General features: G+C 44.7%; 15 protein-coding genes and 1 pseudogene. 2 read left to right on the forward strand and 14 right to left on the reverse strand.

Features of this window, described 5'->3' with window-relative positions:
• Positions 1–208, reverse strand: a pseudogene (locus G519_RS44630) (IS110 family transposase); the annotation flags it as partial.
• 389 nt (positions 209–597) lie between these two features.
• Here G519_RS44630 and G519_RS0126430 point away from each other — a divergent pair.
• Entirely contained in the window at positions 598–1392 is a 795-nt protein-coding gene (locus G519_RS0126430) for a DeoR/GlpR family DNA-binding transcription regulator (RefSeq protein WP_029197259.1), read from the forward strand.
• Complete coding sequence (nagA, locus tag G519_RS0126435; protein ID WP_029197260.1) at positions 1382–2527, forward strand: N-acetylglucosamine-6-phosphate deacetylase; 1146 nt, start codon at positions 1382–1384, stop codon at positions 2525–2527. The genes G519_RS0126430 and nagA overlap by 11 nt, the downstream gene beginning before the upstream one ends.
• 119 nt (positions 2528–2646) lie before the next feature.
• Here the strand turns inward: nagA and G519_RS0126440 are convergent, their stop codons facing one another.
• From G519_RS0126440 to G519_RS0126510, 13 genes are all read right to left on the reverse strand, one after another.
• Positions 2647–3279: a LysE family translocator gene (locus G519_RS0126440; RefSeq protein ID WP_029197261.1), complete on the reverse strand. Its 633-nt coding sequence runs from the start codon at positions 3277–3279 to the stop codon at positions 2647–2649.
• 604 nt (positions 3280–3883) lie between these two features.
• Positions 3884–5623 (reverse strand): ABC transporter ATP-binding protein, encoded by a 1740-nt coding sequence (locus G519_RS0126445; RefSeq protein WP_029197262.1) that lies wholly within the window; start codon positions 5621–5623, stop codon positions 3884–3886.
• Between the two features lie 414 nt (positions 5624–6037).
• Positions 6038–7153 (reverse strand): HupE/UreJ family protein, encoded by a 1116-nt coding sequence (locus G519_RS0126455; RefSeq protein ID WP_029197263.1) that lies wholly within the window; start codon positions 7151–7153, stop codon positions 6038–6040.
• A gap of 211 nt (positions 7154–7364) precedes the next feature.
• Positions 7365–9557 carry an Ig-like domain-containing protein gene (locus G519_RS52410; protein ID WP_029197264.1) on the reverse strand — a complete coding sequence of 731 codons (2193 nt, stop codon included), beginning with the start codon at positions 9555–9557 and terminating at the stop codon, positions 7365–7367.
• On the reverse strand, positions 9558–11126 hold the full coding sequence (locus G519_RS52415; RefSeq protein WP_029197265.1) for a LamG-like jellyroll fold domain-containing protein: 1569 nt from the start codon (positions 11124–11126) through the stop codon (positions 9558–9560).
• A gap of 692 nt (positions 11127–11818) precedes the next feature.
• Positions 11819–12520 (reverse strand): FadR/GntR family transcriptional regulator, encoded by a 702-nt coding sequence (locus G519_RS0126475; RefSeq protein ID WP_029197266.1) that lies wholly within the window; start codon positions 12518–12520, stop codon positions 11819–11821.
• Positions 12521–12610: 90 nt separating this feature from the next.
• On the reverse strand, positions 12611–13753 hold the full coding sequence (locus G519_RS0126480; protein WP_029197267.1) for a glycerate kinase: 1143 nt from the start codon (positions 13751–13753) through the stop codon (positions 12611–12613).
• Positions 13754–13858: 105 nt separating this feature from the next.
• Complete coding sequence (gene garR / locus G519_RS0126485; RefSeq protein ID WP_208860914.1) at positions 13859–14746, reverse strand: 2-hydroxy-3-oxopropionate reductase; 888 nt, start codon at positions 14744–14746, stop codon at positions 13859–13861.
• A complete protein-coding gene (dapA, locus tag G519_RS0126490; RefSeq protein WP_029197269.1) occupies positions 14743–15636 on the reverse strand; it encodes a 4-hydroxy-tetrahydrodipicolinate synthase in 894 nt (297 codons plus the stop codon). The genes garR and dapA overlap by 4 nt, the downstream gene beginning before the upstream one ends.
• Positions 15637–15671: 35 nt before the next feature.
• Positions 15672–17036 (reverse strand): glucarate dehydratase, encoded by a 1365-nt coding sequence (gudD, locus tag G519_RS0126495; protein WP_208860915.1) that lies wholly within the window; start codon positions 17034–17036, stop codon positions 15672–15674.
• A gap of 235 nt (positions 17037–17271) precedes the next feature.
• On the reverse strand, positions 17272–18291 hold the full coding sequence (locus tag G519_RS0126500; protein WP_029197271.1) for a mannonate dehydratase: 1020 nt from the start codon (positions 18289–18291) through the stop codon (positions 17272–17274).
• A 28-nt stretch (positions 18292–18319) separates the two neighbouring features.
• The gene (locus G519_RS0126505) at positions 18320–19159 is read right to left on the reverse strand and encodes a carbohydrate ABC transporter permease (protein ID WP_029197272.1); all 840 of its coding nucleotides are present in this window, start codon (positions 19157–19159) and stop codon (positions 18320–18322) included.
• 11 nt (positions 19160–19170) lie between these two features.
• Positions 19171–20049, reverse strand: coding sequence for a carbohydrate ABC transporter permease (locus G519_RS0126510; protein WP_029197273.1), 879 nt, complete (start codon positions 20047–20049; stop codon positions 19171–19173).
• Positions 20050–20057: the final 8 nt, after the last annotated feature.

The raw sequence follows: 20057 nt of genomic DNA on the forward strand, positions 1-20057 counted from the left end.
GCCTGATTTCGTCAATCCATCGTTCTAATTTTTCGAATCCTTCAATTGTATTTGAGAATGTAAGATGTCGCTTACTAAGTACGATACCGCGAAAATTAGTTGCTTGTGCTACATGAGTCTCTTTGGCGATATCTATACCCACAACAAGATGAGATGTAGAAATTCGTTCAATGCGTTGATTTTGTCCGTCTGTTTGTTTAAACTTCATAGTAAGAGCGCCTCCTTGATGTATTGGGTTAAAACCCTTCGACAAATCCATCATACCGAGGTGCTCCTTTTTTAACAAAGCCCAAATCTTAGGCCTTACAGGAATGTTTAGCTCAACAGTTTACCGACCTGCCACCAACCTACACAGATTGCTTTGATGAGATATACAGGCTTGTTGATCCATTTCACGCTGTAGCAATAACACTTTGTTCTTGTCTATAACTCACCCTCTTCTCATTTCTTTTTTCGTGATAATTACCCAACCATGGGTATTCAAGCATATATCGGCCAATTGAAATTGGGAAATCCAATATAATGCTTAAATATACTTATAAATCACTTTAATATACTTGAATTTTATGATAAAGTTACTTATAAGAGGTGAGATTGATGTATCAAGAAGAACGATTACTGAAAATACTCGACTATATTAATAAACACCACGCGATGAGTGTTATGGATATCTGTTCTCTTCTAGATGTATCTAGGGATACAGCCCGAAGAGATATTGTTAAATTAGTACAAGAAGGGATCGTTATTCGTACACATGGAGGTGTCGCTCTGCCTCAATTGCAGAAGGAAATAGCCACTTATCAGGAACGTTTAATTGACGAAACAGACAGTAAAAGAAAAATTGGGAAGTTAGCAGCTAAACTGGTTCAAGATCGGGAAACAGTCATTTTAGACGTTTCAACTACGGTACAGTCTGTAGCAGAACAAATTTCAGCTAAAAATATTACGGCTGTTACACATTCCATAGACATTGTAGGGATTCTATCAGGTCGGGAAGATCTGCAAGTATATGTACTCGGCGGCTATTTACATGCCAAAAATCGGTTGTTATTTGGACCCTCCGTCATTGATAAGCTGAGAGAATTAAGAGCTGATAAGGCATTTATCGGAGCTACAGCTATACGAGCCGATGGGCTTTACTTTCCTTACGAAGATGATGTTTCTGTTAAAAAAGAGATGGCCCGCAGATCGGATCAGGTCATTGTTGTGGCAGATTTCACAAAGTTTACAAGCAAGTCGGTTTATCGTTTAGATTTTGACTTTGTAGACATTTTAATTACCGATCAAGAGGTGCCTATCGAAATAAGAGAAGTACTTCATAATAAAAATATAACGATTATTCAATGTGAGGAGAAAGACAAATTCGAGGGGGAAAACAGAGATGAGTCTTAAAATTTTACACAATGTAAACGTGATTCAAGAAGATAACCCTGGTCTATCTGCCATACTTTGGATACGAGATGGAATTATTGAAAAGATAGAACGCGGCCTATCTTCTCTTCCTGAGGGCGAATATGAACTTATGGATGGTCAAGGACATTTATTAATACCAGGCATGATCGATGTTCATATTCACGGTGCCAACGGGTTCGATATGATGGATGGAAGTGAGACAAGTATTCAGGAGGTTTCTCGGGCTTGTGCAGAAACCGGCTGCACCTCGTTTCTGGTCACTTCCGTCAGCTCTACTATTGAAGAATTATTAACCATGATTCGTAGTGTGAAACGTGTCATAGGACATGAAGTCGGGGCCAAAATTGCAGGGCTTCATCTAGAAGGTCCTTACCTGAATCCGAAGCGTAAAGGTATGCAAAATGAACGGTTTTTACGACATCCGAATCTTACTGAAATGAAAGAAATTTTTAACGAAGCAGATGGACTGATTAAGATGGTTACAATAGCCCCCGAATTACCTGGTGGGATGGAACTCATCTCTTTTCTGAAGGAAATGGGCGTAGTTATCGCCGTCGCGCATTCGGATGCCACATACGAGGAGGCCAAGCAAGCCTTTGAAGCAGGAGCGAGTCATGTTACGCATTGTTTCAATGGCATGCGTCCGATTCATCATCGGGATCCCGGTCTGGTTGTAGCCGCTTTTGAAGAAGAACATGTCAGCCTACAAGCAATTGTAGATGGCATTCATTTGCATCCTGCAATCGTTCGAATGATGCATCGTCTGAAAGGACCAGATGGCATGGTACTTATCACAGATGCTTTGCAAGCCATGGGACTTGGTGATGGAAATTATATGTTCGGTGGCCATCATGTTACGGTTTCCGAAGGTGTAGCACGCCTAGAGGATGGGACTTTAGCCTCCAGTACGGTTACGATGAATGAGGCACTGCGTCTAACCATAGAAACCGGCATTTCTTTAATAGACGCGGTTAAAATGGCTTCAAGATCACCTGCACGAATACTAGGCCTGGATAATAAAGGTAGGATCTCCAGGGGCTTTGATGCTGATCTTGTCTTGTTAGATGAACAATTCCAAGTTCAATGGACAATGATTAAGGGGTACATCGTCTAATGCCTGGGTAACCTCTCCAATGAGTCGATGGTTGCTCAAGACATCCATTTTACCAAATAAACGGCTCATACTAAAAAACGGCATGTCCTGCTTCAATTATCGACTTTATTTAAACCAACTTATTGCCGGCGTTCAAAAACAAGACGTACAGCAAGACCAGTTAAAACACTCCCCATGATCCAACGCTGTACTGATAACCAAGTAGGGCGCGTGCCGAACCACACGGCAACTCTACTCGCAGTCAGTATAATCAAGAGGTTGACTATAAAACTAACGGTTATTTGAACTAGACCCAGAGACGCGCTTTGAAAAAATAATGATCCCCGTGCAGGGTTCTCAAACTGAGGCAGTAGCGACACATATAGAATAGCAATCTTGGGATTGAGCAGGTTAGTCATAAACCCCATTAGAAATAACTTCTTTGGCGGGTCAATTGGAAGAATTCGAGTCGACAAAATAGATGTAGCTCCAGGCTTAACTGCATTCCAAGCAAGCCAGAGTAGATAAGCCGCACCTGCTATTTTGACTGTTTCGAAAACAAATGGAACCGCAGTAAAAAGTATCGTGAGTCCGAACATTGTTGTAATGATGTAAACAAGAAAACCAAGCATAACGCCAAGAAGAGAGATAACCCCCGCCATACGCCCTTGCGTAATAGAACGAGAAATTAAGTAAATCATGTTAGGACCAGGAGAACAAACCATACCAAGCGAAACGAAGGCAAAGGCTATTAAAGTACCGAAGCTCATGATAATTTTTCTCCTTTCTGAATGAATTCTTTTAAACCAGGACCATAATTTACCTTTATAAGCTGCATATAACTGTATATTCCTCTATGATTTTTGTCAATTTCGAAATTAAACTGCTTGAAGTCAAAAAAAGCTGCTTCAATACAGCTCCTGAGCTATAGTTTTTCGCTAGAGCCTTTAACTATTCATTCTTACGTCTTCAACTAATCCCAGTAGTATTTTCACACCACGCATACCTCCGTTACTTCAACAGACATCGGCAGCCGATCGTATGCCGGCTGCCGTCTCATGTCATGATTAAACTATAGTTCCTCGTTAGAGCTTAATTGGTTCATTGCTTATCGTGGTATGCCTTCTTTACCCTTTCAATTTGAGCAAGGTGGTTGCGGACATGTTCGATGCGGTATTCCATCAAATTGCTTAAATGTGAACCGCCCCTGATCGACATACACTCCCACTCGCTCGCTTTGTTCAGTAGTTAGATTGTCTAGAATTGTCTGCATACTGAAACGCAGCAATTTGAACAGAAGTAGATATTGCTCGCTGAGAAGTCCCAGCGCATTTGAACAAGTTCATGGACATCGTCTAATTTACCTGCCCGTCTCTCTTATTGTAATTCAAACTGCTTGGAATACAGGTGTGCATACACGCCATCGCGTGCCAGCAACGCTTCGTGCGTACCTTGTTCCACAATACCGTCCTCTGTCAATACGATAATTCGTTCGGCATTGCGGATCGTGGAAAGTCGATGGGCAATGACAATGGTTGTACGCCCTTTTGCTAATGATTCTAGTGATTCCTTGATAATGCTCTCACTCTCGTTATCAAGTGCGCTCGTTGCCTCATCTAAAATGAGAACGGGTGGGTTCTTTAAGAATACGCGAGCAATACTTAGCCGCTGTTTTTGTCCGCCAGACAGTTTGACACCTCGTTGCCCGATCTCGGTGTGGTAGCCGTTCGACAAGTTCATGATAAAGCCATGGGCATTGGCGTATTTGGCGGCTGCGATAATTGCTTCTTCGCTCGTAGCAGGATTTCCGTAGCCGATATTTTCCATTACCGTTCCCGCGAAAAGGTAGATATCTTGCTGTACGATCCCGATGTTATTTCTTAATGACCTCAGATCGAGATCCCGGACGCTGATCCCATCTAGTAATACGTCCCCATTGGTCACTTCATAAAAGCGAGGGATGAGTGAACATAATGTAGTTTTTCCCACACCAGACGGCCCCACTAACGCAACGTACTCACCTGGTTGTACACGAAGCGACAGGTTTACCAATACATGGTCCAAATGGGCTTCGTAACGGAAGGAAACTTGCTTGAACTCAATTTCTCCATGTACCTCTGGAAGGATCAAGGCATTCGGTTTGTTTTCGATCGTCGGCTTCAAATTCATGATTTCCATAAAACGCTGGAAGCCCGTTATTCCTTCTTGCAACTGAGAGCTCATATGCGTCAGTCGTTGAATGGGTTCAATCATAAAGCTTATATAGAGTAAGAAAGTTATCAAATCCGCTAAATTGAGTGTGTTGCCGACGATACTGGCACTGCCAAAGATGATCACCGTTATCGTAATCAGTTGGATAATTGTTTCGACAGCATTGAAAAAATATGCTTCAGCCTTGTACGTTTTCTTTCGACTATCGAGGAAACGATTATTTGCCAGATTAAACTTCTCGATTTCGACATACTCGTTGACAAACGATTTGACTACGCGGATTCCCGATAGACTATCCTCTACTTGGGCGTTTACATCCCCGATTCGTTCTTTGTTTCTTCTTAATGCCTTGTTCAACATCTTATTGAAATACAATGAAAAGGCACCTAAGATCGGAAAGAAACAGAATACGGCAATGGTTAGGTGTGCGTTAATCGAGAACAAAATGAAAAATGCTCCAATAAAGCGGACGAGATATTTGACGTAGTCTTCTGGACCGTGATGGTATAGCTCGGAAAGCAACAGCAGGTCGTTCGTTATTCGAGACATGAGCCGACCTGTCTTTTCCTTATCGTAAAAACTAAAGGAAAGAGTCTGCATGTGTGCGAACAGCTCGCTGCGCATATCGCTTTCCATACGAGCGCCAACTTCATGACCTTTGTAGTCCACAAAGTAGTTCCCGATATTCTGGACCGCGACTAAGACAAGCATCAGCCCGCCAATTCCATACACGCTGCTTAGGGCTCCGGACAAGTCTCCTTTCAAAACATCTTTCGTAATATGCTGAACGAGCAGCGGAAACACCAATGTCACAGCAGAAACGATAAAGGCACAGGCCAATACTCTAAGAAACAACGATAAATACGGTTTGTAATAGGAAAAAAACTTTTTCACTGGAAAACGCATGGTTTTACCCCTTTTTTTGTGTTATTTAAATAACACATATAAGGGCGTACACCGTTAACAATTTAAGTAAGTGTTCCACCCTTATATGTTGGTACGGTGGTGTGTTTCGTTAAGTTTTCCATGTAAATTGCCTCCTTTGTTCGTTATTGATTTCATTATAATTGACATTTTACAGGAACAGACCAGTATATTTTAGTTATATACATTTATTACTTATTTCATTTTTTGCGAACATTTAGGCTGCAAATCTGAGGATCGCGGGGAACGAGGAGGCGTTATTTCGGTGATTATGTCGATGCGGAACCCGCACGCAGAACGTAGGGGCGCTATTTTGGCGTTTCATAATTTCCTATACAGTAAAAAAGAGCTAGCAATAATACCGCTAACTCTCGTATTAATCAATGAATGTCCTAATTACAATCTTTGAATCAACCAATAAAATGCCAGAACAAAAATAAGGCAAGACGTTGAAATCATCATTTTACGATACCACGGGAACTTTCGCAGCCAAATCAAGAGGGGCAATAATAGGCATAAGACCATCAGTTGGCCCGTTTCTACACCTAAATTGAACGTCAGGAGCGTGCCAATCAGATTGCCCTTTGGAAGTCCTGTTTCAGCCAAAGCCCCGGCGAAGCCCATGCCGTGAATCAGGCCAAATATGGCTGTCAATACCCACCGCCATTTCGCCTTTTGAACAAACATATTTTCCACGGCCACGTAACAGATCGTCACCGCAATCAACGCTTCGACCCAAGACGAGATGACATGGATGCGGCCCGACGCCACCAAGAATAGTGTAATGCTGTGGGCGATTGTAAAAGCAGTAACAATTTTCAAAGCATCTTTGTAGCGGGATGCGATTAATACCAAGGATAACAAAAACACCAAATGATCATAACCTGTCAAAATGTGTTCGATTCCAAGCTTAAAGTATTTCCACAAAACAGCGCCAATCTTAGGCTGGGGAAGGTTGTTCTGAATATCCCCTTTAGTGCTATCACTATTATCCTGCTGGTTATGCTGGGGAAGGTTGATCTGAATATCTCTTTTCGTGCTATCAATCAAGTCCTGCTGGACATATTCCCCTGCATGGACCAAGAGTCCACTCGTATGAGCAGGCACATCGTCAAACGCCAGATCGTAATGAAGATTACATTTTTCGATCACTTTATCGGCAGTAAACTTCAGATGAAATTCCACGCCTCTTAAGGTACCCTTATTCGCCATGTTCATCGAAAGCAATTCCATCTTCAAGGGCTTCGAATCCGCATCTATGCGAAGACCTTTCTGTAGATAGGATTCGATTTTTTGCGAGAACTGTTCCTCATTCACCAGATTATCCAGGTTGGTACCGAATTGTGGGAACAAATCTAATTGATCAAGAAAAAGTTCATATTGAATCTCGTTCTGTTCAATGTTTAATACCGAGAAACCCATACTTCCGGAATGCGCAAGTGAAGTTGTGGTAGTCCCAAAAAATAATAAGATTATGATTATGAACAAGGACAGGAATGAACGCTGCTTCATAGCGGAACCTCTTTTCATGAGATGCAAGTATTACAATCTGCAATTTAGTTTATCCGGTCACAACCGTTCATTCTGCAACTTGAACATGTTGCTCGACTTCGTTCGAGTAAATGCAGCTTTAGATCACCTTAGGTACCATTAATCGTCCAAATCGATGAGGGGGAGAAAATTGATCTCCCCCCGTTTCATTACCGATCATTCAAATAATGTTCTACTTTTGTGTCAATAAATATTGAGCGTCTCGCAGCAAATAGGTTGCCGCTTCGCTTGAAATGTGTTTCCCGCTTTGCGCCTCCACCTCGTTCACAAAGCTCTTCAAATTGCTGTTCGCCAATTTGGCCTGTAGGCTGTTGGCAATTCCCGCATTGTCGATCCATTTGGCATCGGCAAAACGCGTTACCAGCGCCTTCAAGGAATCGATGCTGGCCACCGTCTGGAAGTGAACGGTCTTACTTCCCACATTACCGGCCATGTCGCTGGAGGTAACCATAAGGGTATGCTGACCGAGCGGCAACTTATAAAGCGGGATCGCCGTTCCGATTTGGTAAGAATACGTATCCAGCGTCACCGTCGTCTTGCTGCTGTCCACACCCGACAAGTTATCCGTCCATGCAATCTGAGGCGTCAAATCCGCGGAATCTTTATAGATACTGTTATCTCCCGGTACGGACACCGCGATCGACGGAGCTGTCTTGTCGATGTTAATGGATACTGTATGTGCCCGTTCCACGTTGCCTGCTTTGTCTACACTCCAATATACAAGCTTATGCACGCCTTCTTCCGACAATACGACGGTCGTTCCCTTTTGCTCAGTGCCATCGTCTACAATGTAGTAGGTATTGGCTACACCCGATTCGTTATCGCTCGCGCTTAAGGTTACAGTGACATCTTGATTGACCCAGCCGCTTGGCGCATTGTCCGTTGTCGTTGGCGGTTGATGTTCAATTGGGTTCACTGTAACATTCGCAGAAGCCGTAAAATTCCCATCTAAAGTTTTGACCGTCACTGTCGCCGTCCCAGGACGATTGCCGATCAGCGAAGCGCTGCTTCCTGTTGAGATTATAGATACAACAGTTGGGTCGCTGCTTATCCACGATACTCGGGTATCATTCGCATTCGCGGGCGTAACGGCAGCTGTTAATGTTCTGGTTTCGCCTTGAATCATTGTTACTTTCTGTTGATCAAGAGTCACCCCGCTCACAGGGACGCGTTGAACGACTTGGAATGTCTTGCGATCCACTACCGTATAACCGTCATTGAGCAAAAAGAGTGCATCATAAGTGCCAGGGGCCAGTCCATTGTTTAAACTAACTCTTCCGGATCCAGACTTTAAATAACTCCATATCAAAGATGCACCGGCACCTGGAGGAACAGCTCCGGTTCTGTAGATGCCGACCCAATCTTTCCCGTTTAACGCAGCTCCACTATAGGATAGGGTAATGGCTTCTCCTTGGATGTATTGGGATTTGTCTAGTGTTATATGATCGGAAGCTGCTCCAACTTCTTTAACAGTAACGTTAATGCTTGTTGTCAATGGAACGCTGTTCGGGTTTTCAACTCCGAGAGGCAGGGTTACGGTCCCTGGCACCGAGAAGGTCTGCACCGTCTTGATAGCCGGATCGTAACTAATGCTGCTTAAGTCCCAATTCACACTTGCGTCCACATTACCAGCATCGGTTGCAAGACTTACTTTTATGGGCAATCCAAGAGCTTCCGCTGTCTTGGCCGTTCCGTTGTTCGCAGATACCGATGCAGGCGCAGTGATGCTGTTTAAATTAACACTGTTAACATTAATTTCAATATCCTGCGACGAACGGTTATACACGGAATCGTCGGCGAACACCCTGATTTTATATGGAGTACCTGGCGACAAATTAGTAAACTTATATTGCCTGTATACATCGTATGGTTTGTCCATCGGATACGAAAGGCTATTAAACGATTTGTCCACTTTCCCCGTGAGCTTGTTGATAAGCTGAATATTATATTCCATACCCCGCACATTGTCATTTGCTTGCTTTATTGTAAAAGCAACTTCGTTGGCATTCAAGGAATCGATCTTAATGCCCTCATCAAACTGCGGAGCTATGAGTTCTCTTATATCGCTCTTGCTATAGCTAAAGGCATCTTTGCCTTCGCCAACGTTGACTACACGAGGTATGCTTACAAATTCATCTGTAGCTAAATTATATTGCTTGAGGATCAATTTTGTACCATAAACCTCTATGAAATTCGAGATGCGAGGTGTGGTATGATAGCTTCCATACGCGCCTTCTATATATCCGCCGAACGGACCGTCATCTTGATAACTGGAATAGTTCGAACCACCGGAATCGAGAAACGAAGCCGCACCTTGATAGAGAGAACGTTCGTCGGTCGGGTCATATTGCGTATGACCTGACATTTAGAACACCTGCGAAAAATTATTATCGGCAATAAATTTACCGAAATTATTACTTGCACCGCTGCTCCATGCCGATCCCCACACGGTTCCGCTTATCGGGTAGTGAGACATTGCAAATATGGGTTTTGTTGGATCATAATCCACTTCACTTTTAATTTGGTTGAGGTAATTGGTGGCTTTTCCCACCGTGCTGCTGCTGTTAATATTTGCATCAAAACCAATCAAATTATATCCTTTTATCTTTACCCTATAAGCACCGTTATAGAAATCGTTATCGTACGAATTCGTTGAGGCGTTCCACGCGCCCGCCGTACCGACAGGTATTAAATTTTCGGTGCCGTTCATATCATGGTTGCCTTTTACAATATATAACTTCGTAGTGTTAAATAAGCCCTCAGCTTTAAGTTTATTGTATACTTTGGTAAGCTCACCCATCCACACATATTCATTAGCATTGTTACCGCCGGTAATGTCGCCAGGCTGCACCAATACGTCGGCCTGTGGGAATACTTTCAGGGCTTTTCTATAATCTGCTTCCACACGCGAGATTGTACTGGGATTTGCAGAGATTTCCGGGTCGCTGCTATCCGCTATATTTAAATCGGCGGGAGTTAATGTTTTATTGCTTTTTTGATAGATGAATATGGCGTTGTTTAGTTCACGTTCGTAATAATTGATGGTTTCCTGTGTATATAATTTTACTTTTTGCGTTGTTGCAACCGTAGCTACCGTATTCAAAACCTTTTTCAAATAATCAAAATCGGTTTGGCTGAAGCCGCTGCCGAGACCGCCTGCTACTATTGTATTTGCTTCTGATATTATGCCGTTAAGTGCGTTCATATCTACTTTATTTAAACCGTAACCATTATAATTAGCTTGAACTGCATCAGTGCTTAGTGCACCTCTCCAAACCTTCAGATCAGCGATATCGAACGAATTACCACCATTGCCGCCCAATCCGTCGCTACCTATATTTAATGGGTTCGATGTATCTAAACTTCCAACCCCCAGCGAGGTTTCAGCCATTTCATAACCATCAATATACAACGACCCGAGCATTTTATCTCTGTCTACAACAAATGTCACGTAACGCCAAGCGGAAGCATTAAACGTGTCGCGCCCAAATTTTACTGATGTGGTCGGGAATCCTAAATTCATATTGACCGAATTGGGTGATGTATAAATCGCCCATCCTGCGTTAGAGCTCTTATTAAAATCCTTGTTCGATAATATGACCTGATTATCCTTAGTGTCGCCCTTATACCAGAAGGATGTGGTAAAACTGTCATTACCAACATTCAAGCTTTGCGTCGTACCGACATAATTGCCATTTCCGCTTTCTACGTGCAGAGCCTTGGTCCCGGGTAATACACCGTCTACATAACTATAATTTCCATGTGCTGTCAACGAATGCCCTTGATTTGCATCGTCGTCTAAATTATTATCGAATTTAATCGATGCCATAAGGGGGTTGGCATTTAATACGTCACTCTCTGCATTTACTGCGGTGTTCGATAACGTACCGATTAACATCATTGATGCGAGGGTAAAGGATATAACTCTTTTCACTACACAAAACCTCCATACTTTAGTTTTTTAAGGATCTGTTCAAAAAGCTCGTAAAATTCACCAAAGTCTATTGCGATAATTAACGGCCATTTCAGTCCGTAAGCACCACCTCCCAAAAAATTGTCTAATCCCTACAAAAACAATTGCATATCGAAATCGATCGACTCCACTAACGCTTAGGGTAGGTCAAGCTTTGGCCAAAAAAGCGATTTTAGCATTTGAATGACCTTGCATTTGTGTTCAATATTTTTTTATAATATCTATTAATTTGGTATATTGTACCGTTTATCTATTTCGTACAATATTTATTGTACAATATATCCATTGTCTATAGGTTAATTACGTGTAAAACTCAAATGAAGATTTTGTAAAAAGCGAACGTCCCTGCAAGTAATTTACTTGCATAAATCTTTCTTACGGTCCAGCAAATCCACCGATTTTCGGGAGCCGAGAAGAAATGCTTCATTTCATGGCTTAAAACAAAAAAGAAGCAGCCCCAGCACTTGCAGCTTGGGGTTGCTTCTTTTTCACCGGACAATTATGGATAAGTAATATGGCTGGTCATTTCAGGCTTTCTAATCTGCGGGTTCCAGCCATTGGTAGGCGAAATCTTGTAGACGATTTTCAGATACTTGGTTCCAACAGGCAGCGTTCCGCTATAAAGTCTTTATAAATGGACCGTCACGGGCCGCTTATTCGTTTTGATATACCTGCAATAGCTTTTTTCGGACATAACTAAGATGTCGGTACATATGAGTAAACGCTTCTTGTGGATCCCGATTAACGAGCGCATTATAGATATCTGTATGAAATTGGACCGTTACATCACGTTCACGTTCCCTAACTTGTCTATCCATTTTGTCATGGGTGATAAGCAGCGGATCTATCATCCCTTCAATGATCGGATTGTTCGCACTCAATGCAATAATCCGATGAAATTCCTTGTCCGCTTCCCCATAGTTGTTATCTACACTGCCCGCGATTTCATCAATAGTTTCCTTTAATCGGTTCAACTGCTCGCTCGTAATCTTTTCTGCCGCTATGGCCACAAGTCCCAATTCTAAAGCCATTCGTGCTTCGATGATTGCTGGAAGGTTGCCAATGGACAAAGCCAGCATTACCGAGAACGGATTGCTGCCGATTTTATTATTAAAATGGGTACCGCCACGGGTTTTTCTCGTAATCACTTCAAGTGCTTCGAGCGAACTTAATGCTTCCCGCAGAACTGGCCGACTCACGCCTAACATATCGATCAGTTCCATCTCGGACGGCAGTTTATCTCCAGGTTTAAGCTGACCGCTGATCAGGAGCTGAACAATGCTGTCAACGACTTGCTTGGGCAGCGTGTTTCGTTTAACAGTCTCCAATTCTACGCTCCCTCTAAGTTCCACCATAATTACCCTTCTCTCTTAGCTGTCTAAAATGCATAATCATATTGTAAGACGAATTAGATAAAATAACAATGTTGTCCTATAGCCATGATATTATTTCATCTTGATTCCAATGCTTATCAATCTGCATATTCTAGCCGTGGCAGTATGAATAAGCTCCTCAGCCGATACTATACATTGCTCTAATTCCATGGGCCGGGGCACAATACTCATCAGACCGTCGATCCCTTGTTGAAGTACATCCTCAGCGCCTTTACCTAAACCGCCGGACAAGCAGATCGTCGGGATGCCCGCCTGCTTGGCGATCTTAGCCACACCAACAGGGGCTTTACCGTGCGCGGTTTGATAGTCGGTGGAGCCTTCACCGGTTATGACCAGGTCCGCCTGCTTAAGCTTTTCAGCGAAATCGGCAGCCTCCAGTACAATTTGAATGCCTGGGATCAGCTTCGCATTCGTGAAAAACAACAATCCTGCCCCTACACCGCCGGCTGCACCGACACCCGGAATAAGTGCAACGTCCCTGCGTGTTGCCAATTGGGCAACTGCCGCATAATTCTTAAGGGCATGGTCTAATTGCGCCACCATATCGGATGTGGCACCTTTTTGCGGACCATAAACCGCGGAAGCACCTAACGGCCCGTACAGCGGGTTATCGACGTCGCATGCGACCTTAATATCCGATTCGGCGATACGCTTATCCAAATCGGATAAATCGATTCGTGCGAGCTTGGCAAGAGCCCCCCCGCCTTGGGATAGCTCGTTGTCATCCGAATCCAGGAATTTGACTCCTAAGGCCTGTGCTATTCCCGCTCCGCCGTCATTGGTTGCGCTGCCCCCGATACCTATAATTAGCTTGCGAAGTCCGTAATCGAGAGCCGCCTTGATTAATTGTCCGGTCCCAAAAGTCGTCGTCAACAGTGGATTCCTTTGTTCCCTCGGTACCAATGGTAATCCAGAAGCAGCCGCAAGCTCGATTACCCCGGTTTCTCCATCGCCAAGAATCCCCCAATAGGAGTCGATTTCTTCACCCAAAGGTCCTACTATTTTCTGTTGGATCATTTGACCGCCGGTAGACATAATAAGCGCTTCTACCGTACCTTCACCGCCATCAGCAATTGGTACTTTGCTCACCGCAGCATCAGGGAATACGTCCCGAATCCCTCGTTCCATCGCATTAGCAACAGCAAGGGCAGATAAGCTCCCTTTATATGAATCGGGTGCCAAAATAATTCGCATGGCGCTTCTCTCCTCTCTTTCTTGCACATAAAATTCTAATACTTCTATCTTAACAAAGAAAACCCCTTATAGGTGATAAGAGGTTTTCTTCGGATTCTTGGATGCTTACCTACTAACTTCAACCTTTGCCATTTTCTCATAGTAGCGAATCAAGCTGCCGTGGTCACAATCACCCATTCCATCCACTTTCAAGGCCTGCATCATTTCCATGACGGCAGCCGTCAGCGGTAGAGGCACGCCTACTTCATGAGAGGTTTCCAAGACGTTGCTCAAGTCCTTTATATGCAGGTTGATACGGAATCCCGGGTCGAAATTGCGGTCCATCACCAACGGCGCTTTCGCATCTAAGACGGTGCTGCCGGCCAAACCGCCGCGAATCGCCTGATATACGAGCTCTGGCTGAACGCCAACCTTGCTGGCGAGCACGAACGCTTCGGACATTGCGGCAATATTAATGGCTACCACGATCTGATTGGCCAGCTTGGTCACATTCCCTGCTCCGATGTCTCCTGTACGTATGACAGAGGCAGCCATTGCTTTTAACACATCATAGCATTGATCGAATACTTCTTTCTTCCCGCCAACCATCACGGAAAGAGTCCCCTCGATCGCCTTAGGCTCTCCCCCGCTCACTGGAGCGTCAAGCATTTCTATCCCTTTTTCCGCCAGCTTCCGGGCAATCTCCTGGCTGGTCAGAGGCGCGATCGAACTCATATCGATAACGATGGTTCCTGTTTTAGCTCCTTCGATGACGCCATTCGGGCCTAAAACTACTTCATTCACCTGCGGTGAATTCGGCAGCATGGTAATAATGACATCCACCTCCTCAGCCAAGGCTTTAGGTGTAGATGCCGTCTTAGCTCCCGCCGCTGCGAGCTCCGAACCACTCTTACTTGTATCGAGAACAACTAGCTCATAACCCGCTTTCAACAAGTTTCTACTCATGGGCTTACCCATAATACCCAACCCGATGAATCCTACTTTCATTTTCATTTAAGAGCTCCCATCTGCTTCAAGATGTCAGCAAGCTTATTTCTATTGATTTCCGAGCAGCTCGTGTTCGGCAAGATCGAGCCTCCCACTTCAAGACCGATAAGGTTCATTGCCTCTTTGGTCACCACCGGAAAACTTGCGAGATTAGAAGCCATGCGAAGAGGAGCCAGCTTAAACTGGGCTTCCAAAGCTCCCGATAGATCCCCGGCTATAAACTTCTCGTAAATTTCAACGACCAATGCCGGCACAATATTTGCCGTTGAAGCGACACAACCTACAGCACCGTAAACCAATGAGCCTAAGATCATGATATCCCTTCCCGCCATGACCTTAAATCCTTTTTCCCGTGTTCTGCGGATATACTCGGAAGTCAAAGTTAGATCGCCGCTGCTATCTTTCACTCCGACGATATTGGGAATATCGGCAAGCCGTTCAATCAAGTTAACGGAAATATTATTCCCCACGCGATCCGGATTGTTATAGAGCAGCACCGGCAAGGAAGTCGCTTCAGCTACTTTACGGAAATGTTGATATAACTCTTCTTCCGAAGGCGCAAGAAACATAGGAGGCAAGATCGTAAGCGCCTGAGCATTTAACGATTCACCTAATCTGGCTAACTGAACGCATTCCTTAGTCGTGATGGCTCCAATCCCCATATAAACTGGCACCCGGCCCGCAACTTGCTCGATCGTAATGCGAACTGCCCGCTCCTGCTGCTCATGATCCAATCCATAAAATTCGCCATTACTGCCTAAAGAAAGGATACCGTGCACTCCTCCTGCGATAACGTGCTCGACAACCCTTCGTAGTCCCTGCTCTTCCACGCATTCATCAGCATCAACCGGTGTAACGATAGGCGGAATGACTCCGCGAATAAGACTAAAGTCCATTGTGATCTCTCCTTCATTTCATTTGATTATATCGATTACCTTACAAGGCAAGGTTGTTTATGATCGAATTTCCAGCCAGGAATCAAATACTGCATAGCCATCGCATCATCACGCGCTCCAAGCCCTTTCTCATTATAAAGCTGGTGCGCTTTCTCAATTTCAACCCTATCAATCTCAATGCCCAAACCTGGCTTGTTCGGAACTTCCACCATACCTCCAACAATTTGGAATGGCTCTTTGGTCAGACGCTGCCCGTCCTGCCAAATCCAATGGGTATCGATAGCTGTGATTTTTCCCGGTGCAGCAGCAGCGACATGGGTAAACATGGCCAGCGAAATATCAAAATGATTGTTAGAATGCGAGCCCCACGTTAGCCCCCATTCATGACACATTTGCGCTACCCGAACAGAACCTTGCATCGTCCAGAAGTGCGGATCAGCAAGTGGAATATCAACCGAGTTCATTTGAATCGTGTGTCCCATCTGGCGCCAATCCGTGGCGATCATGTTCGTAGCTGTCGGCAGTCCGGTCGCACGGCGAAACTCTGCCATGACCTCACGTCCAGAATAACCATTTTCAGCTCCGCAAGGATCTTCGGCATAAGCCAGTACATGGTGTTGATCACGGCAAAGGCGAATTGCTTCAGACAAAGACCATGCGCCGTTAGGATCCAGCGTTATTCTTGCTTGCGGAAAACGTTCGGCTAGCGCGGTGACGGCCTCGATCTCCTCTTCTCCGCGAAGCACGCCGCCCTTCAGTTTGAAGTCGTTAAAACCATATCGCTTGTATGCCGCCTCAGCCAGCTTAACGACAGCTTCGGGTGTAAGCGCTTCCTCATTACGCAATCGTGTCCAGTCATCCTTGCCATCCTGCCCGCTCAAGTAAGGAAGCTTCGTTTGATTACGGTCACCGATAAAGAACAAGTAACCTAACATCTCTACGCGGTCACGCTGCTGGCCTTCGCCAAGGAGCGCAGCAACAGGAACACCGAGGAATTTCCCCAGAAGATCTAATAGTGCAGCTTCCAAAGCAGTAACGGCGTGAATCGTGATGCGTAGATCGAAGGTCTGTAAACCGCGTCCTCCAGCATCTCGATCACCAAACAGCTTGCGTGCAGTGTTCAGAATGTTATTGTATTGACCTATGGATTGACCAATGACGAGCGCCCGTGCATCCTCTAGTGTTTGACGAATCTTTTCACCGCCCGGAACCTCACCAACACCCGTATGGCCTGCGTTATCTTTAAGAATGATAATGTTGCGTGTAAAGAAAGGAGCATGTGCACCGCTGAGATTAAGCAGCATGCTGTCATACCCTGCCACAGGGATGACCTGCATTTCTGTAATGATTGGCGTGCCTGAAAAACGGTTATTCAGTTGCTCATGTTTCATATCCTGCATCAAATTGTTCTCTTCCCTTCTTTAAAAATAATATAAAATAAGGAAATAAATGTTTATAAGTCATATTGTAAGACAAATTAAATTGTGCGTCAATTTATTCTTTATGCTCTGTGAACTTCGCGAGCTTGGTCCCTTTGTTCGGTGGAAACGACTCGATTGCAGAAATAGCCAGGGGTTCTCCTGTTAAGGAGATCCCCTGGCGGTATTTGGAATATCGGCAAGGCAGTCGCTTCAGCTAATTTTTGCCCTCAAACTCCGCCAATGCGGTCAGCAGAGCTCTCACATAACCGATGGAATAGCCCCAACCTATGCTGGACGATTTCCAACCTATGCCCGAATGCGCCCAATTTTGATCTAAATCGATACTGTCGCCCTCCAACTGCGTGATATGATCTGGATTGATACAGCCCTCGTATCCAACCTTTCGCAGCTCGAGTAAAATTTTAAACACATTCAAATCACCATCATCCAGAAGCGCTTCTTCAAAAGCTCCCGCTGTTGGAAGGCTGGCCCTCACATTGCGAAGGTGTACCAAACAAATTTTTCCTTTGCGCCCATAATGATTGATTTCATCCATGACCAAAGCGCTTCCGCCTTCTTCGGCGCGCGTTCCCACGCAGTATACGTATCCGACATTTTTACTCGGAAAAGCATCGATAATCCGATGGAAGCCCAGCCCGCCGAACGGGGTTCCATGGTTTGGCGTATCCGATGGATGAACCGTCAACTTCACGTTGTAATCCTCGGCCAAGGGAACTAATGTGCGGAACGCTTCTGTGAAGCGACTCCAAAAATGCTCCCTCGCCTCCAAACCAGGAACTTCGGGCTTATTCTTCATCAAGCCAAGACTTTCTCCCCGAGCTACAGCTCCACCCCGCTGCACGGCTTTATAGCCAGTCGTCAAAATAGGTGCGGTATCCCCGGCAAAACGCTGCCTTACAATCGGCAAGCCCGCTTCGCCAAATACCTTTACAGCAAGAGATGAATTCTCAAGTTCCTTTTCACAACCTGGCAAATTGTTCATAAACCGATCTGTGAAGTCCGGGAGCGTAACCCGGTTCATATCAAGCCCGAAGGAACGTACACGCCTGCGCAGCTGAAGTAACTGATCCAAATCCGGATAACCCTGCTCTTTCACCCCTGGAAAGGAAGATCCCTTGCCGAAATCTACATAATCGATGCCCAATTGGCACATTTGCTTCAAATCGCGATCCGTTAAATCGCACGTATTCACCGTGACCGATATCTTCATCATCGTTAGCCTCCTACTCGCTAGTTAACCCTCACTTGACGCCGCCAGCGGCCAATCCGCTTTTTAAAAACCGTTGAGCCAGGAAATACAGGAAAATGGCTGGCAAGGATGCAATAACAGACGAGCCCATGAGCAGTCCCCAGACTGCCTGATCCGAAAATTTAAAGCCGGAAATCCCAATATTGACCGTCTGCTGACCCGGGCTGGTCGTCAAAACCAACGCATACAAATATTCGTTCCATGCTAGCGTAAAGGCAAAGGTAGATACAACGGCTATGCCTGGAGAAGCAATAGGAATGATGATTCTGAACAAAGCCTGAAGACTGCTGCATCCGTCGATCAAAGCCGCCTCTTCCAGCTCTTTGGGAATCGCCTTGAAATAGCTGATCAGCATATAGCAGCAGTAAGGCACGATGATCGTCGGATAAACAATCAGCAAAGCGTTCTTATTGTCGCTTAAACCAAGCTTGCTTACAGCCACGTACATCGGGATAAACAATACGGCCGTTGGCAGCAGATACGTGTAAATGATACTTTGCGAAAAAAAGATTCTCCCCCGATATCGCAGCCGGGTCATACTGTATGAGCCCAAAATACTGATGCTGACCGAGATGACGGTAACAAGCGAAGCCACGTAAAGGCTATTTTTCACAAAATTCATAAACTTTGTTTTTTGAAACAAATCCTTGTAATGAGATAATGTCCACGTATCTGGAACCAACCCGGGATTAGCTGTATACATGAGCTCGTTAGGGGTAAAAGACGATTTAACCATCCAATACACCGGAAACAACGTCCAGATGGTAAAAATGAAGACAATCACGTAAATAATGGTTTGCTTTCTTATCTTTTTTACTGTTGTTAGCTTCATCCTAGTTCCCCCTAATCATCCGTTTTCAGTTTTCTCATGGAGACTACAATCATGACGACTAGAATAGGAACCACGGAACCGGCCACAGCTAGCGCACGACCCAATAAATTTTGTTGGAAGGCTACTTCATACGTATAAGTGGAAATAACCGCCGATGCATTTAAGGGACCTCCGCCTGTAATCAAATACACACTCTCGAAATTGTTAAACGTCCAGATGCAGGAAAGCAGCGTAGTAATGGTAATGACTGTCATGATCGAAGGAACCGTAATCGCGAAAAACTGTCGTATCCAGCCCGCTCCGTCAATTGTAGCCGCCTCATACATCTGTGAATCGATGGTCTGTAAGCCGCCGAGCAAACTGAAGATGAAAAAGGGGAGCCCCTTCCAAATGTTCACAATGATGACGGAAACCAGGGCCATATGGAGTCCCGAGGTCCATAAAATGGGTGTATCTATAATGTGGAATCGAAGCAGCATGGAATTGATAATGCCGTATGTATCGTCATACATCCACCGCCAGGTGATGGCGGCAACCATGCCGGAGAGAGCCCATGGAATAAGCAGGATCATCCGAAAAATTCCCCGACCGAAGAACGTCTCGTTGACTACGACCGCCAGCATCAGACCGACGACTAATTTAATACCCACACTTGCGATCATAAAGATAAAAGTGTTTTTAAGTACCTTCCAATACTCTCTATCGGTGAAAATGTGGAGATAGTTGTCAAATCCGATAAATTTGGGATCCATACCTACAACTTTGTTCGTAAAGCTTAAATAAATGGCATTGATGAATGGGAAACCGATGACCACAAAGATGACAAAAGCCACCGGTAAAATTAATAAGTATCCGAGCGTTCTATCATATTTTCTGCTTAACTGTCCCACGCAAGAAA

Source organism: Paenibacillus alginolyticus DSM 5050 = NBRC 15375, from assembly GCF_000422905.1.
In the GTDB taxonomy this organism is placed as follows: Bacteria; Bacillota; Bacilli; order Paenibacillales; family NBRC-103111; genus Paenibacillus_E; species Paenibacillus_E alginolyticus.